This is a genomic window from Alsobacter sp. KACC 23698 (genome assembly GCF_045348435.1).
GTDB lineage: Bacteria > Pseudomonadota > Alphaproteobacteria > Rhizobiales > Beijerinckiaceae > Alsobacter.
Genome location: NZ_CP157484.1, coordinates 3,338,236 through 3,352,359 on the forward strand (window position 1 = coordinate 3,338,236; position 14,124 = coordinate 3,352,359).

General features: G+C 69.3%; 12 protein-coding genes. 3 read left to right on the forward strand and 9 right to left on the reverse strand.

Features of this window, described 5'->3' with window-relative positions:
• Nucleotides 1–45 precede the first annotated feature (45 nt).
• The 3 genes from ABEG18_RS15875 to ABEG18_RS15885 all read left to right on the forward strand — a co-directional run bounded on the left by ABEG18_RS15875 (nucleotide 46) and on the right by ABEG18_RS15885 (nucleotide 2,497).
• Nucleotides 46–798 carry an ABC transporter permease gene (locus ABEG18_RS15875; protein WP_406854021.1) on the forward strand — a complete coding sequence of 251 codons (753 nt, stop codon included), beginning with the start codon at nucleotides 46–48 and terminating at the stop codon, nucleotides 796–798.
• Nucleotides 786–1,544, forward strand: a complete 759-nt coding sequence (locus tag ABEG18_RS15880) for an ABC transporter ATP-binding protein (protein WP_406854022.1) — start codon at nucleotides 786–788, stop codon at nucleotides 1,542–1,544. Before ABEG18_RS15875 ends, ABEG18_RS15880 begins: the two co-directional genes overlap by 13 nt.
• A 386-nt stretch (nucleotides 1,545–1,930) precedes the next feature.
• Nucleotides 1,931–2,497, forward strand: coding sequence for an exopolysaccharide biosynthesis protein (locus tag ABEG18_RS15885; protein WP_406858620.1), 567 nt, complete (start codon nucleotides 1,931–1,933; stop codon nucleotides 2,495–2,497).
• Nucleotides 2,498–2,515: 18 nt separating this feature from the next.
• Here ABEG18_RS15885 and ABEG18_RS15890 read toward each other — a convergent pair whose 3' ends face one another.
• The 9 genes from ABEG18_RS15890 to ABEG18_RS15930 form a co-directional block, all read right to left on the reverse strand.
• Complete coding sequence (locus ABEG18_RS15890) at nucleotides 2,516–4,711, reverse strand: putative bifunctional diguanylate cyclase/phosphodiesterase (RefSeq protein WP_406854023.1); 2,196 nt, start codon at nucleotides 4,709–4,711, stop codon at nucleotides 2,516–2,518.
• Between the two features lie 73 nt (nucleotides 4,712–4,784).
• Nucleotides 4,785–5,555: a peptidase gene (locus ABEG18_RS15895; protein WP_406858621.1), complete on the reverse strand. Its 771-nt coding sequence runs from the start codon at nucleotides 5,553–5,555 to the stop codon at nucleotides 4,785–4,787.
• A 202-nt stretch (nucleotides 5,556–5,757) separates the two neighbouring features.
• Nucleotides 5,758–6,618, reverse strand: a complete 861-nt coding sequence (locus ABEG18_RS15900; RefSeq protein ID WP_406854024.1) for a transglutaminase domain-containing protein — start codon at nucleotides 6,616–6,618, stop codon at nucleotides 5,758–5,760.
• Nucleotides 6,619–6,670: 52 nt separating this feature from the next.
• Nucleotides 6,671–7,612 carry an alpha-E domain-containing protein gene (locus ABEG18_RS15905; RefSeq protein WP_406854025.1) on the reverse strand — a complete coding sequence of 314 codons (942 nt, stop codon included), beginning with the start codon at nucleotides 7,610–7,612 and terminating at the stop codon, nucleotides 6,671–6,673.
• The gene (locus ABEG18_RS15910) at nucleotides 7,605–9,023 is read right to left on the reverse strand and encodes a circularly permuted type 2 ATP-grasp protein (RefSeq protein ID WP_406854026.1); all 1,419 of its coding nucleotides are present in this window, start codon (nucleotides 9,021–9,023) and stop codon (nucleotides 7,605–7,607) included. Before ABEG18_RS15910 ends, ABEG18_RS15905 begins: the two co-directional genes overlap by 8 nt.
• A 217-nt stretch (nucleotides 9,024–9,240) precedes the next feature.
• A complete protein-coding gene (locus ABEG18_RS15915; protein ID WP_406854027.1) occupies nucleotides 9,241–10,044 on the reverse strand; it encodes an FAD binding domain-containing protein in 804 nt (267 codons plus the stop codon).
• A 132-nt stretch (nucleotides 10,045–10,176) separates the two neighbouring features.
• Complete coding sequence (locus ABEG18_RS15920) at nucleotides 10,177–12,540, reverse strand: xanthine dehydrogenase family protein molybdopterin-binding subunit (protein ID WP_406854028.1); 2,364 nt, start codon at nucleotides 12,538–12,540, stop codon at nucleotides 10,177–10,179.
• 181 nt (nucleotides 12,541–12,721) lie between these two features.
• Nucleotides 12,722–13,216 carry a (2Fe-2S)-binding protein gene (locus tag ABEG18_RS15925; protein ID WP_406854029.1) on the reverse strand — a complete coding sequence of 165 codons (495 nt, stop codon included), beginning with the start codon at nucleotides 13,214–13,216 and terminating at the stop codon, nucleotides 12,722–12,724.
• Between the two features lie 363 nt (nucleotides 13,217–13,579).
• Entirely contained in the window at nucleotides 13,580–14,041 is a 462-nt protein-coding gene (locus ABEG18_RS15930) for a carbon monoxide dehydrogenase subunit G (protein ID WP_406854030.1), read from the reverse strand.
• Nucleotides 14,042–14,124: the final 83 nt, after the last annotated feature.

The window sequence follows — 14,124 nt, forward strand, 5'->3', positions numbered from 1 at the left end:
GACCTCCGTGATGGACAGGGCCGCGGCTTCAGGGGTGCAGGCCTCATGACCGTACAGCGATCCATCGGCCTCGGGGCGCTCGGCCTCGGGGCTTTTCTCTTGCTCTGGGAGGGGCTGGTGCGCAGCGGCGTCCTGCCGCCCGCTCTGCTGCCGGCGCCGAGCCAGCTGCCGGCCGCGCTCTGGCGCGAGATCCAGTCCGGCTTCTGGATCGCGTCCATCCGGTCGAGTCTCGGCCATTATCTCATGGGCCTGCTGCTGGGAGCGCTGCTCGGGGTCGCGCTGGGCGTCGTGACCGGCCTCAGCCGCGTCGCGGAGGCCAGCGTCGCCTGGGTCGTGCGGCTGCTGCGCCCGATCCCCGGCCTCGCCTGGGTCCCCTTCGCGATCATCTGGTTCGGCGTTTCCACCGGCGGCGCGGTGTTCATCGTCGGGGTCGGCGTGTTCTGGATTTGCTATTTCGCGACCCTGGGCGCGGTGCGCTCCGTGGACCGCGACCTGATGGAGCTGGCCGACGCCTATGGCTACCGCTCCGCGCCCGCCAAGCTGGTGAAGATCGTGCTGCCGGCCGCCGCGCCCGGCATCCTGGCGGGGCTGCGCACCGCGTTGGGACAGGCCTGGATGGCCGTCGTGGCGGCCGAGCTCTTCGGCGTCACCGGCCTCGGCCAGCGCATGATGCAGGCCTCCAGCCTGCTCGCGACGGACATCGTGGTCGTCTACATGATCACCATGGCCGCCCTCTACGGGATCATCGACACGGCCTTCGTCCTCGTCCAGAGCCGGATCCTCGCATGGAAAGCGTGATCGAGCTTTCCGGGATCGGCCTGTCCTTCGAGCGCAACGGCCGCCGCACCGAGGTGCTGCGCGGGCTGGACCTCACCGTCCGCCGCGGCGAGTTCCTGGCCATCGTCGGGCCCTCGGGCGTCGGCAAGTCGACGCTGCTGCGGGTGATCGCCGACCTGGCCAAACCCAGCGCCGGGACGGTCCGGGTCGCCCCCGCCGCGGTCGGCGCCGTGCTGCCGGTGGCGCTGGTGTTCCAGGACGGCCGGCTGCTGCCCTGGCGGCGCGTGCTCGCCAATGTGGCCTTCGGGCTGGAGCGCTCCGCCCTGCCCCGCGCCGAGCGGCTGCGCCGCGCCGGCGAGGCCCTGGCGCTGGTCGGCCTCGCCTCCTACGCCGACCGTTTCCCGCACGAGCTGTCGGGCGGCCAGCGCCAGCGCGTGTCGCTGGCGCGCGCTTTGGCGGTCGACCCCGAAGTCCTGCTGATGGACGAGCCCTTCAGCGCCCTCGACGCGATGACCCGCGAGGCGCTGCAGGACGAGCTTCTGCGCATCCGCGACAGCACCGGCAAGACGGTGCTGTTCGTCACCCACGACATCGAGGAGGCCGTCTACCTCGCGGACCGCATCGTGGCGCTGGGCGGCTCCCCCGGCGAGCTGCGGGTGGCCCAGGTGATCGAGGCGGCGCGCCCTCGCCGTCGGGACGACCCTGCGTTGCGCGAAGCGGTTCGCAGCATCCGGCAGGATCTGGCCACCTCTTCGGCGGCGCTGTAAAGCTTTGGCCCGAAGATCGTTTTGCGGCGCGGGCCTTTGATCCTGTCCCCGCAATCGCCACATTGGGGGCGTCCAGAGAGCAGGCGTCGCGCGTGGAGGCCGGCCGGACGGTCCGCCTTCGCCGAAAGCCCGAGAGAGCAGGTTGAGTTGAGTTCGTCGCTGACACATCCCTCGATGAGCCTCTTCCGTTGAGCACCTGGGCGGACCGCATGCGGCGGCTCGGACGCCATGCGGCGACAGGTCCCGACGGGCCGGCGGCGGAGCCTTCGCCGGCGGCCCTTGGCCCCGGCGCGCCACTGGGCTATGCAGGCGCCCAGCCGGCTCCCGGCCATCCCTCCTTCGACGGCGCCATGCAGCAGGGCTCCTCCCGCACTTCCGACATTCTGATGCGGCTCGTCGGCGAGAGCGCGACCGACCGGGTGAGCGTGCGCGCCATCGTGGATGCGCTGGGCGAGCGCGCCTATGCGCTTCTCGTCGTCGTGCTCGGCCTGCCGAACTGCCTGCCGATGCCTCCCCCCATCCCGCTGATCTGCGGCCTGCTGCTGCTCTTCGTGGCGGCGCAGATCGTGCTGGGCAAGCAGGCGCCCTGGCTGCCGCGCCGGCTCCTGGCGCGCACCATCGCCCTGGAGGACCTGCGCAAGGCGGTGGACCGCGCCGTGCCCTGGCTGCGCTGGCTGGAGCGCGTCGCGCGCCCGCGCCTGTCGGTCTTCGAGAGCGCGATCGCGTTCCGGCTCGTCGGGCTGGCGCTGCTGGCCTTCTCGCTGGCGCTGGTCTTCGCCGCGCCGGTCATCGGCCAGATCCCGCTCGGCCTTGCGGTCGTGCTCGTCGGGCTGGGCTTGGTGGAGCGCGACGGCATCGTGGTCATCGCCGGCCTCAGCTTCGGCCTCGTCGGCACGACGTTGAGCCTGGGCTTCCTCTTCGCCATCTTCGCCAGCGCGGCCGCGATCTTCTGACCCGCCGCGCGGCGGCGGTCAGGACGCCTTGCCGGGGGCGCGTAGCTCGCTCGTGAGCCCGAGCAGCTCGTCGATCTTGGCCGCCGGAACAGGCTTGCAGAACAGGAAGCCCTGCAGCTGGTGGCAACCGACCGCCTGCAGGAAGCGCTGCTGCTCGGTCGTCTCCACGCCCTCGGCCGTGACGGTGAGCCCGAGCGCCCGGCCCAGATGCACCACCGAGTGCACCAGGATCGCGCTCTCCCCCGTCGTCTCCATGGATTCCAGGAAGGACCGGTCGATCTTGATCTTGTCGAACGCGAACCGCCGCAGATAGATCAGCGACGAATAGCCCGTGCCGAAATCGTCCAGGGCGAAGCGCAGGCCCAGCGCCCGCAGCTCCATCATGGCGTTCTCGGCGTTGTCGGCGTCGTCGACCAGCACGCCCTCGGTCAGCTCCAGCTCGACCCGGCCGGCCTCCATGCCCTCGTCCTGGACGATGCGGGCGACGGTGCCGACGAAGTCCTTCTGGCGGAACTGGATGGGCGAGACGTTCACCGCCACGGTGATGTTCTTCCAGCGCTTGCCGTCGCGGCAGGCGCGGCGCAGCACATATTCGCCCAGCATGCCGATGAGGCCGCGCTGCTCGGCCACCGGGATGAAGTCGGCCGGCGAGATCGGCCCATGCACCGGATGCGTCCAGCGCACCAGCGCCTCGACGCCCAGGACCTTGCGTCCGTCCGGCGAGAATTGCGGCTGGTAGACCACGTCGACGAGGCCCGTCTCGAGCGCGTTGCGCAGGTCCTCCTCGACCATCTTGCGCATCCGCAGGGTCTCGTCCATGCCGAGCTCGAAGAAGGAGTAGCGGTTGCGGCCCTCGCGCTTGGCGCGGTAGAGCGCCACGTCGGCGAGGCGCATCAGCATGTCGCGGTCTTCGCCATTGTCAGGCGCCATGGCGACGCCGATCGACACGCCCACATAGGCCAGCGCGCCGTTAAGCTCCACCGGCTCGCGAATCGCCTCCAGGATGCGGTGCGCCAGGGCGGCGCAGTCGTTGACGCTGCGGACGCCCGTCTGAATGATGGCGAACTCGTCGCCGCCGAACCGCGACAGCGTATCGGCGCCGCGCAGGACGCCGGTGATGCGCCGCGCCACGATGCGGATCAGCATGTCTCCGGCGCTGTGGCCGTAATTGTCGTTGATGTCCTTGAACTTGTCGACGTCGAGGAACATCACCGCCAGGCCCTCGCCGCTCTCCTTCAGGCGCGAGAGCTCCACGTCGAGCCGGTCGGAGAAGAAGGCGCGGTTGGGCAGGCCGGAGAGGCGGTCGTGGTTGGCCAGATGGGTCGCCTCCGCCTCGCGGGTGACGAGCTCCGTCGTGACGGTGCGGACATGGGCGAACATGAAGGCCGAGAACAGGCCGATCGCCAAAAGGGCGGCCGCGATGGCGGGCAGCACCCGCTCCAGCACGATGTCGCCCGGACGGTCGGGCGTCCAGACCAGCTGCGCCTTGACATACCCGTATTCGTCCGTGACCGGCAGGCCGTTGAAGCCCGTGGTCTCGCCGGCCTCGACGCGCAGGCCCTCATGGCCGCTCGCCTGGGAGAGATGCTGCAGGGCGGCGGGCCCCAGCGGCAGCGAGGCGACGGCCACGAGGCCCCCGAAGGCGCTGTCGCCCTCGGTCGTCGGCAGCGCCACGGCCGCCACGATCCGCAGCATGGATCCGTCGAAGACGAGGCGCGCGTGGCCCGAGCGAAGCGCCGCCGCATCGGGGGTTTCCGACCCGGCGGCCCAGTCGGTGCGGCGCAGGATGAGCTGCGAGACGCGGTCGCGGACCGCCTGGATGGGTCCCGACAGAAGCGGCTTCGCCCAGGTGAAGCGGCGCTGGTCGCCGGGCTGGCCGTCCGCGCGGCCGGTCACGACGACGTTCTCGGGCGTCACCACGAAGGACTGGTCGAACCCGTAGGCCGTCTCCAGCGCGGCCCCGATGGCGCGCTGGGCGCGGTCCGGCGACATCGGATGCTTGAGGGCCGCGGCGGCTTCTCCGCCCGAAACCGTCACGGCGAGGTCGCGCAGCGCCTTGGCGCGCTCGTGATCCAGCAACACGCCCAGGGAGGCGCGCTGGCGGTCCAACGAGATTTCATTGGCGCGCTGGCCAGCAAGGACAAGGCCGCCGACCGCGAGGGTCAGCAGAGAGAGAAGCACCGCCGCGACGGGCCAGACGATCCTGGCCGTCACCGTCGCTGGGCTCCGCCGGGGAATACTCCACACCATTACGCAATTCCGGCCGTAACACAGGCCGTTATCGCATTCAGTTCTTACCAATCTGCTCCGCAGACGCCTTCGGCTTATAGGGAGGTTGCGGAATGGCGATGTGGGCCGCCCTCAGCGCCGCGGACCAGCGCTCCCGCAGGTCGTGGAAATAGGGCTCGCCCGCCTCGATGCGGTGCACCAGGTCGGGCTCCATGGCGTCCCGCCGCAGCGTCACGATATCGATCGGCAGCCCGACCCCGAGATTGGACCGCATGGTCGAATCCATCGAGATCAGGCCGAGCTTCAGCGCGTCGCTGAGATTGGTGTTGAAGGTGACGGCCCGGTCCAGGATCGGCTTGCCGTATTTGTGCTCGCCGATCTGGAGATAGGGCGTCTCCACCCCGCACTCGATGAAGTTGCCGGCGGCGTAGAGCATGAACAGCCGCGGCGCCCCGCCCCGGATCTGGCCGCCGATCAGGATCGACACGTCGAACTTGACGCCCGCTTCGTCGAGGCTGCGGCCATCCACGGTGCGCACCTTGTGCACGGCCCGCCCGACGAGTTGCGCCGCCCTGAACATGGTCGGGGACTCGAGCAGCGTCTCGACCTCGCCCGTGTCGGGGTTCTCCACGCCCTCATGCAGGAAGCTGACGACCGACTGGGAGATCGACAGGTTGCCGGCGGTGGCCAGCGCGATGGCGCGCTCCCCCTTGCGCTCGAAAAGGTGCAGCTTGCGAAAGGTCGAGATGTTGTCGAGCCCCGCATTGGTGCGGGTGTCGGCGATCATCACGAGGCCGTCGCGAACGAGTATGCCGGCGCAATAGGTCATCGGTGGGTCCGGGTTCAAGGGCGTGTCCTCCCGGGCGCGAGGAGCACGGGACGCCGTCTAGCCTTAGCACAGGTCTCCATGGGCAGGACTCCGTGCGGCGGGCCGTTGCGTCGCGGCGCCCATCATACGCGCATGCGCCCCGCCTGGAAGGGCTGCGAACGGCTGAGGTCGAGGCGCCCCGGACGCCGCAGCGCAATGAGGCTCAGGATTGCGATTGCGACTGGGACTGCGATTGCGACGGCTCCAGCGCGTCCACGGCGACCCGCACCTCCATGCGCTCCTCGCCGCCGCCATATTGCGCCCCGCGCACCGGCGCCGCACCGAGCTGGTCGAGGCCCGCCGCCACCCGCACATGGGCTCCCGCCGGGCAGATCTTGTTGGCGGGATCGAACGCCACCCAGCCGAGGCCGGCGATATGGGCTTCGGCCCAGGCGTGCCCGGCGTCGCCGCCGCCCCGCTCCTTGGAGCCGGGCTCGCCGCGCCACACATAGCCGCTCACATAGCGGGCCGGGACGGACAGGTGCCGCGCCGCGGCGATGAACAGATGCGCGAAGTCCTGGCATGCGCCCGCGCCGCGCGACAGCGTCTCGGCGGCCGAGAGGGCCGTGCGGTTCTCCGAGGCGTCATAGTCGAAGCGCTGGTGAATGGCTGCCATCAGCAGGTGCATGCGGGCGAGGCGGTCGTCTTGCCCCGCTGCCGTCGCTTCCTCGGCGAAGGCCTGCACGGCCTCGCCGGCCTCCGTCAGCGGCGTGTCGCGCAGATAGAGGCTCTCGGGGAAGCGCTCGACCGCCCCCCGCACCACGCCGGCGGAGTCGAAGGTCTCCACCGTGCCCTGGACGTTGACGGTGACCTGCTCCACCGGTCCCGCCACGGAGAGCACATGGGTGAGGTTGGCGAAGGCGTCCTCCACGGGCCGTAGCCGCCCGTCGACGTCCACGTCGATGCGCCAGTTCACCACGAACTGGCTTTCGGTGTTGCGCGGGGTGAGCCGCAGGGTCTGGATCAGCGACTTCGCGCCCGGCGCGTACCGGTACGTCATCTGCTGTGAAACGCGAATGCGCATGAGGCTCGCCCTGTGCGCCCGCGCCGCCCGGCCGCCCAGGGCCGGGGCGGCGTCAGACGAGATACTGGTCTGTGATGGCCGATCCGAGCTTGGCGTTGTCGGCGATGAAGCCCGAGATGAACTCGTGCAGCCCGCTCCTCAGCACCTCCTCGATGCGGGTGTTCTCCAGCCGCGCCAGGATCGTCCGCGACAATCGCTGCGAGACGCCCTGGCGGCCGTAGGCGCCGCCGAGGTCGTCCAGGAAGCGCACCACGTTCTCGTAGGACGAGGCGAGCGACCGCGGCATCTGCCGGTTCAGGATCAGGAGGTCGGCCACCAGCCACGGCTTCAGGCTCTGCCGGTAGACCCAGTGATAGGCCGTCAGCGCCGACACTTCGCGCAGGATGGTCGACCACTGGAAATAGTCCAGGCTGCCGCCCACCCGCTCGTTTTCGGGCAGGAGCACATGGTACTTCACGTCCAGGATGCGGGCGGTGTTGTCGGCGCGCTCCAGATAGACGCCGAGGCGCGAGAACCAGTAGCCGTCATTGCGCAGCATCGTGCGGTAGGCGGAGCCGTCGAAGGTCAGCGACGTTGATTTCACCCATTCCAGGAAGCGGGCGAACTCCTCCCGGCTCATCGTCTTGGGGTCGTAGCGCCGCAGCTCCAGATAGGCGCTGTTGATCGCCTCCCACATCTCCCCCGTGATGGCGGTGCGGACGGCGCGGGCGTTCGAGCGCGCCTGCTCCAGGCAGCTGCGGATCGAGGACGGGTTGTCCGGGCTGAAAGCCAGGAACTCGGTGACGTTGCGCTCGGTCGGCTCGTCATAGAGCGCCGCGAAGGTCTCCGCCGCCCCGGCGGTCAGGAGCACGCTCTGCCACTCGTTGCCCGCGCCCCCATAAGCGGCCGGCAGGGTGGCGAGGCGGGCGGTCGCGTCCAGGATGCGGGCCAGGAACTCGGCCCGCTCGATGTAGCGCGAGACCCAGTAGAGGTTGTCGGCGGTCCGGCTAAGCATCGAGCACCCAGGTGTCTTTGGTTCCGCCGCCCTGGCTGGAATTGACGACGAGCGATCCGTCCTTCAGGGCGACGCGCGTCAGTCCGCCCGGCACGATGCGCACCTTGTCCGACCCCGTGAGCACGAAGGGCCTGAGGTCCACGTGCCGCGGCGCCACGCCGGACGCCACGAAGGTCGGGCAGGTCGACAGCGCCAGCGTCGGCTGGGCGATGAAGCCGTCCGGCGCCGTCTTCAGCTTGCGGCGGAACTCCTCCACCTGCTGCTTGCTGGCGTGCGGGCCGACCAGCATGCCGTATCCGCCGGAGCCGTTGACCTCCTTGACGACCAGGCTGGTCAGGTTGTCGAGCACGTAGGACAGCGAATCCTTCTCGCGGCACCGGTAGGTCGGCACGTTGTTGAGGATGGGGTCCTTGCCGGTGAAGAAGCGGACGATCTCCGGCATGTAGCTGTAGACCGCCTTGTCGTCCGCCACGCCGGTGCCGATGGCGTTGCACAGCGTGACGTTGCCGGCCTGGTAGGCGCTGACGATGCCGGGCACGCCCAGCACCGAGTCCGGCCGGAAGGCCAGCGGGTCCAGGAAGTCGTCGTCGATGCGCCGGTAGATGACGTCGACGCGCTTGGGCCCCTCCGTCGTGCGCATGTAGACGATGTCCTCGCGCACGAAGAGGTCCGACCCTTCCACGAGCTCGATGCCGAGCTTGTCGGCCAGGAACGAGTGCTCGTAGAAGGCCGAATTGTACTGGCCGGGCGTCAGCAGCACGCAGACCGGGTCGCCGGCCCCGTTGCGTGGGGCCACCGAGCGCAGCGTCGCCAGCAGCGAGTCGGGGTAGTTCTCAACCGGGGCGACGCGGTTCTCGGTGAACAGCTCCGGGAAGAGCCGCATCATCACTTCCCGGTTCTCCAGCATGTAGGAGACGCCGGACGGGGTGCGGGCGTTGTCCTCCAGCACGTAGAAATCATCGGGGCCCACCCGCACGATGTCGATGCCGGCGATGTGGCAATAGATGCCGTGCGGCACGGGCCGGCCCGCCATCTCGGGCCGGAACCCGGCGTTGCGGTAGACCAGGTCCTCCGGGATGATCCCCGCCTTCAGGCACTCGCGCGGGCCGTAGAGGTCGGCCAGGAAGGCGTTGAGCGCGGTCACGCGCTGGACCAGCCCCTCCTCCAGCCTGGTCCATTCCGGCTTGGTGATGACCCGGGGAATGATGTCGAACGGAATCAATCGTTCCGTCGATTCCGCGTCGCCATAGACGGCGAAGGTGATTCCAATGCGGCGAAAGAAGAGTTCAGCCTGGCTCCGCCGCAGGGCCAGATGGTCTGGGGGGGCCGTGTCCAGCCAGCGCTTGAGCGCGGTGTAGGCCTCCCGGATCTCTCCATTCGCGCCGTTCATCTCATCGAACGCCGACGCCATGTCAGTCCCCCTCAAGGCCCGTCTCGCGACGCGGCCGCAACGCCAGAGTAACCGCAAAGCGCGTGCCAGCAATGGGGGTCGAGAACATGGGCCCGCAAGACGCTGGGGCGCCGCAAAATGAGGCGCCGTGACGGGGATTTCGCCCCCCGAACGAAAAGCCCTCCCCCGCCGGGCGGGAGAGGGCTGGGTCGTCTCGGCCCGTGAGGGCGAAAGCGCCTTACTTGCCGATGGCGGCGGCGACGGCGCGCTTGGCCATCACGGTGATGAGGTGGGCTCGGTATTCGGGCGAGGCGTGAATGTCGCCGTTGATGCCGGTCGCCGGCACCGAGACGCCCTCCAGGGACTTCGGCGAGAAGCGCTTCTTCAGCGCCTCCTCCAACGCGGCGGCGCGGAACACGCCGTTGGCGCCCGCCCCGGTCACGGCCACGCGGATGTCCGAGCCGCGCTTGGACACGAACACGCCCACCATGGCGTAGCGCGAGGCCGGGTTGCGGAACTTGGCGTAGGCGGCCTTGGAGACGATCGGGAACGCCACCTTGACGACGACCTCGCCGGGCTCCAGCGCCGTCTCGAACAGGCCGGTGAAGAACTGCTCGGCCGGGATCTTGCGCGTGTTGGTGACGATGGTGGCGCCCAGCGCCAGGCAGGCGGCCGGATAGTCCGCCGCCGGGTCGTTGTTGGCGACCGAACCACCGATGGTGCCGCGGTTGCGCACCGCCGGGTCGCCGATCAGGCCGGCCATGTCGGCGAGGCCGGGGTTCGCCTGGCGGACGATCTCGGAAGTGGCGACCTGCGCGTGCTTGGTCGTCGCCCCGATGACGAGGGAGCGGCCCCTGAGCTCGATGCCCGACAGGCCCTCGACCTTGCCGAGGTCGATCAGCGCCGAGGGCGCCGCCAGGCGCTGCTTCATCGTCGGCAGCAGGGTCTGGCCGCCGGCCAGGATCTTGCCGTCCTCGTTCTTGGCGAGCAGCGAGGCGGCCTGCCGAACGGTCTTGGGCTGGTGGTAGGAGAAGGCGTACATGGGATGTCCTCGCTGGGAGGTTGTCGTTGGTTCGTAAGGTCGTGAGATCGTGAGATGGGAGGCGGAGGCCGGAGCGGGTCGAGGCGAACCCCGACCTCACGACCTCACGACCTCACGACCTCACCGCTCACCTCATTCCGCCGCCACGGCCGGCAGCCGCCGCTGGACGGCCATCCAGACGGCCTGGGGCGTCGCCGGCATGGCGATGTCCTCGTGGCCGAGCGCGTCCGTGATGGCGTTGATGACGGCGGGGGGCGACGCGATGGCGCCGGCCTCGCCGCATCCCTTGATGCCGAGCGGGTTGGACGGGCATGGCGTCGTCGTCGTGCCCACCTGGAAGCTCGGCAGGTCGTCGGCGCGCGGCATGCAGTAGTCCATGTAGGAGGCGGTCACCAGCTGGCCCGAGGCGTCGTAGCGAGCCCCTTCGAACAGCGCCTGGCCGACGCCCTGCGCGATGCCGCCATGCACCTGCCCCTCCACGATCATCGGGTTGATGACCGTGCCGAAGTCGTCCACGGCGGTCCATTTCTCGATGGTGGTCACGCCGGTGTCCGGGTCGATCTCCAGCTCGCAAATATGCACGCCCGACGGGAAGGTGAAGTTGGTGGGATCGTAGAACGCCCCCTCCTTCAGCCCCGGCTCCAGCTCCTGGCCGGAGAACTTGTGCGCGATATAGGCCTGAAGGGCCACCTCGCCGAAGGCCAGCGACTTGTCCGTGCCGCTCACCGAGAAGCGCCCGTCCTTGAACTCGATGTCGCCCTCGGAGGCCTCCATCGCGTAGGCGGCCACCTTCTTGCCCTTGGCGATCACCTTGTCGAGCGCCTTGGAGATCGCCGACATGCCGACCGCGCCCGAGCGCGACCCGTAGGTGCCCATGCCGAACTGCACCTTGTCGGTGTCGCCATGCACGATCGCCACCTGGTCGATCGGCACGCCGAGCCTGTCGGAGACCAGCTGCGCGAAGGTGGTCTCGTGGCCCTGCCCGTGCGAGTGGGAGCCCGTCAGCACCTCCACGGTGCCCACCGGGTTGACCCTGACCTCGGCGGATTCCCACAGGCCGACGCCGGCGCCCAGCGAGCCCACCGCCTGCGAGGGCGCGATGCCGCACGCCTCGATATAGGCCGAGTAGCCGAGGCCGCGCAGCTTGCCGTTGCGGGCGCTTTCGCGCTTGCGGCGGGGAAAGCCCTTCACGTCCGCCATCTCGAGCGCCTTGTCGAGCGAGGCGGAGTAGTCGCCCACGTCGTAGGTCATGATCACGGGCGTCTGGTGCGGGAACTTGCGCACGAAGTTGCGGCGACGGAACGCCGCCGGATCCTGGCCCAGTTCGCGCGCCGCGACCTCGACCAGCCGCTCGACCACGAAGGTGGCCTCAGGCCGGCCCGCGCCCCGGTAGGCGTCCACCGGCGCGGTCGTGGTGTAGACGGCCTCGACCTCGGCGTAGATCGCCGGGATGTCGTACTGGCCCGACAGCAGCGGCGCGTACAGGTAGGTCGGCACCGAGCTGGAGAAGGTGGACAGATAGGCGCCGAGATTGGCCTTGGTCTTCACCCGCAGGCCGAGGATCTTGCCGCGCTCGTCCAGCGCCAGCTCGGCGTGGGTGACGTGGTCGCGGCCATGCGCGTCGCTGAGGAAGGCCTCGGTGCGGTCGCTCACCCACTTCACCGGCCGGCCGACCTTCTTGGCCGCCCAGACGCAGACCGTCTCCTCCGCGTAGATGAAGATCTTCGAGCCGAAGCCGCCGCCCACGTCCGGCGCGATCACCCGCAGCTTGTGCTCGGGCGCGATGCCGATGAAGGCCGACAGCACGAGCCGCGCCACATGCGGGTTCTGGCTCGTCGTGTAGAGCGTGAACTGCTCCTGCCCGGAGTCGTAGTCGCCGATCGCGGCGCGCGGCTCCATCGGGTTGGGCACGAGGCGGTTGTTGACGATGTCGAGCCGGGTCACGTGCTTGGCGCGGGCGAAGGCCGCGTCGGTCGAGGCCTTGTCGCCCAGATGCCAGTCATAGACGCGGTTGTCGGGCGCGACGTCGTGGATGACGGTCTTGCCGGTCAGCGCCTCGCTCATGTCGACCACGGCGGGCAGCACGTCATAGTCGACGACCACGGCCTCGGCGGCGTCGCGCGCCTGGGCCTGCGTCTCGGCGATCACCACGGCGACATGGTCGCCGACATAGCGCACCTTGCCCACCGCCAGCGCCGGATGCGCGCCGGCCTTCATGGGCGAGCCGTCCTTGTTATGGATCATCCAGCCGCAGATCAGGCCGCCGACCTTGTCGGCCTCCAGGTCCTGGCCGGTGAGCACCGCCAGCACGCCCGGCATCGCCCGCGCGGCGGAGGCGTCGACGCCCTTCAGCGCGGCGTGCGCGTGCGGCGAGCGCACGAAGGCCGCATAGGTCTGGCCCTGGCGGTTGATGTCGTCGGTGTACTGGCCCTTGCCGGTGATGAACCGGTAGTCTTCCTTGCGGCGGACGGGAGCGCCGATGCCGGTGGCTGTCATGGTGTTCCTCCTCGGGAGGCGCCGGCCGCTTCTGGTTCGGGTCAGGCCCGGGCGGCTACGGCGCGCAAATGGTATGGAGCGAATAGCGAGTGGCGAGTGGCGAGTGGCCGATGGGAAAGGCGGAGAGGCGGGGACAGGGCGTCCCTACTCGCCATTCGCCATTCGCGACTCGCTTCTCCCCCTATTCGGCAGCGGCGCGCAGCCCGCCGGCGCCCATCGCCTGGGCCCCCGCCTCCACCGCCTTGACAATGTTGTGGTAGCCCGTGCAGCGGCAGATATTGCCTTCCAGCTCCTCGCGGATGGTGTGCTCGTCCAGCACCGACCCCTTGCGGTTCACGAGGTCGACAGCCGTCATGATCATGCCGGGCGTGCAGAAGCCGCATTGCAGGCCGTGATGCTCGCGGAACGCCGCCTGCATCGGATGCAGCTCCGTCCCGTTCGCCAGCCCCTCGATGGTGGTCACGTGCGAACCCTCGCAGCTCACAGCCAGCATCGTGCAGCTCTTCACCGCCGCCCCGTCCACATGCACCACGCACGCTCCGCACTGGCTGGTGTCGCAGCCCACATGCGTGCCGGTCAGCCGCAGCGTCTCGCGCAGAAACTGGACCAGGAGCGTGCGCGGCTCCACGGACCCGGAAACGGCCTTGCCGTTCACCGTCATCGAAATCGTCGTCATGCCTTCCTCCACTGATGCGTCGCAGCGCGGTCCTGTCCGGAGAGGATGCGACGACTGTTCTTGGCCGCTTCGACGCGGCGAAAACCGAGATGTCCCAGGTCGGATCACCCAGGTTGATCACTGTCCAACTTCGAAGGATTCCAGTTTGGTACGCCCGGAAAACCCGGTCAAGCAACTTAAAGGATGAGAAAGCACCCCGAATCTGCGGCGTTTCGCGCGAATTTCGGACAGCTGCGGATTTAGGTTGCAAGACGCGCGGCAGGTCGCCCGCTCAGGTTGCGGCCGGGCTCCCCTCCGCACGCGCGCCGCCAAGGTTTCGGCGACGGCGCGCCAAGCTGAAGCGGCCTTGCGCGCAGGACGTCGTCAGGCCGCCTGCTGCGGCTCGACCGCCTTGGCGAAGTTGGCGAAGAACTCGTCCGCCATCTTCTTGGCGACGCCATTGATGAGCCGTCCGCCCAACTGGGCCAGCTTGCCGCCGATCTGGGCCTCCACATCGTAATTCAGCTTCGTTGCGCCGCCGTCGGCGTCTTCGAGCTTCACCACGGCTCCGCCCTTGGCGAATCCCGCCACGCCGCCCTCGCCCTCGCCGGTGATCCGGTAGCCGTTCGGCGGATCGATGTCGGACAGCGTGACTTTTCCCTTGAAGGTGGCGCTCACCGGCCCGACCTTGACCTTGGCGACGGCCGCGAAACCGTTGTCGCCCGTGGTCTCGAGGCTCTGGCACCCGGGAATGCAGGCGCGCAGGACGTCCGGATCGTTCAGCTTGGCCCACACCGTCGCCTTGTCGGCCGGCAGCACGAATTCGCCGGACATGGTCATCGCCATGGAGTTCCTCCCCCGTCAGAAAAGAGGGCGCCGAACTGCGTCCGGGACTTGCGCCCGGCGCGAGCGCCCCTGTTAAAGTCGCG

What these genes read in the sequence shown, in the direction of transcription:
- ABEG18_RS15875 (WP_406854021.1), top strand. Translation starts at nt 46, where the DNA reads ATGACCGTACAGCGATCCATCGGCCTCGGGGCGCTCGGCCTCGGGGCT.
- ABEG18_RS15880 (WP_406854022.1), top strand. Translation starts at nt 786, where the DNA reads ATGGAAAGCGTGATCGAGCTTTCCGGGATCGGCCTGTCCTTCGAGCGC.
- ABEG18_RS15885 (WP_406858620.1), top strand. Translation starts at nt 1,931, where the DNA reads ATGCGGCTCGTCGGCGAGAGCGCGACCGACCGGGTGAGCGTGCGCGCC.
- ABEG18_RS15895 (WP_406858621.1), bottom strand. Translation starts at nt 5,555, where the DNA reads ATGACCTATTGCGCCGGCATACTCGTTCGCGACGGCCTCGTGATGATC.
- ABEG18_RS15900 (WP_406854024.1), bottom strand. Translation starts at nt 6,618, where the DNA reads ATGCGCATTCGCGTTTCACAGCAGATGACGTACCGGTACGCGCCGGGC.
- ABEG18_RS15905 (WP_406854025.1), bottom strand. Translation starts at nt 7,612, where the DNA reads ATGCTTAGCCGGACCGCCGACAACCTCTACTGGGTCTCGCGCTACATC.
- ABEG18_RS15910 (WP_406854026.1), bottom strand. Translation starts at nt 9,023, where the DNA reads ATGGCGTCGGCGTTCGATGAGATGAACGGCGCGAATGGAGAGATCCGG.
- ABEG18_RS15915 (WP_406854027.1), bottom strand. Translation starts at nt 10,044, where the DNA reads ATGTACGCCTTCTCCTACCACCAGCCCAAGACCGTTCGGCAGGCCGCC.
- ABEG18_RS15920 (WP_406854028.1), bottom strand. Translation starts at nt 12,540, where the DNA reads ATGACAGCCACCGGCATCGGCGCTCCCGTCCGCCGCAAGGAAGACTAC.
- ABEG18_RS15925 (WP_406854029.1), bottom strand. Translation starts at nt 13,216, where the DNA reads ATGACGACGATTTCGATGACGGTGAACGGCAAGGCCGTTTCCGGGTCC.
- ABEG18_RS15930 (WP_406854030.1), bottom strand. Translation starts at nt 14,041, where the DNA reads ATGGCGATGACCATGTCCGGCGAATTCGTGCTGCCGGCCGACAAGGCG.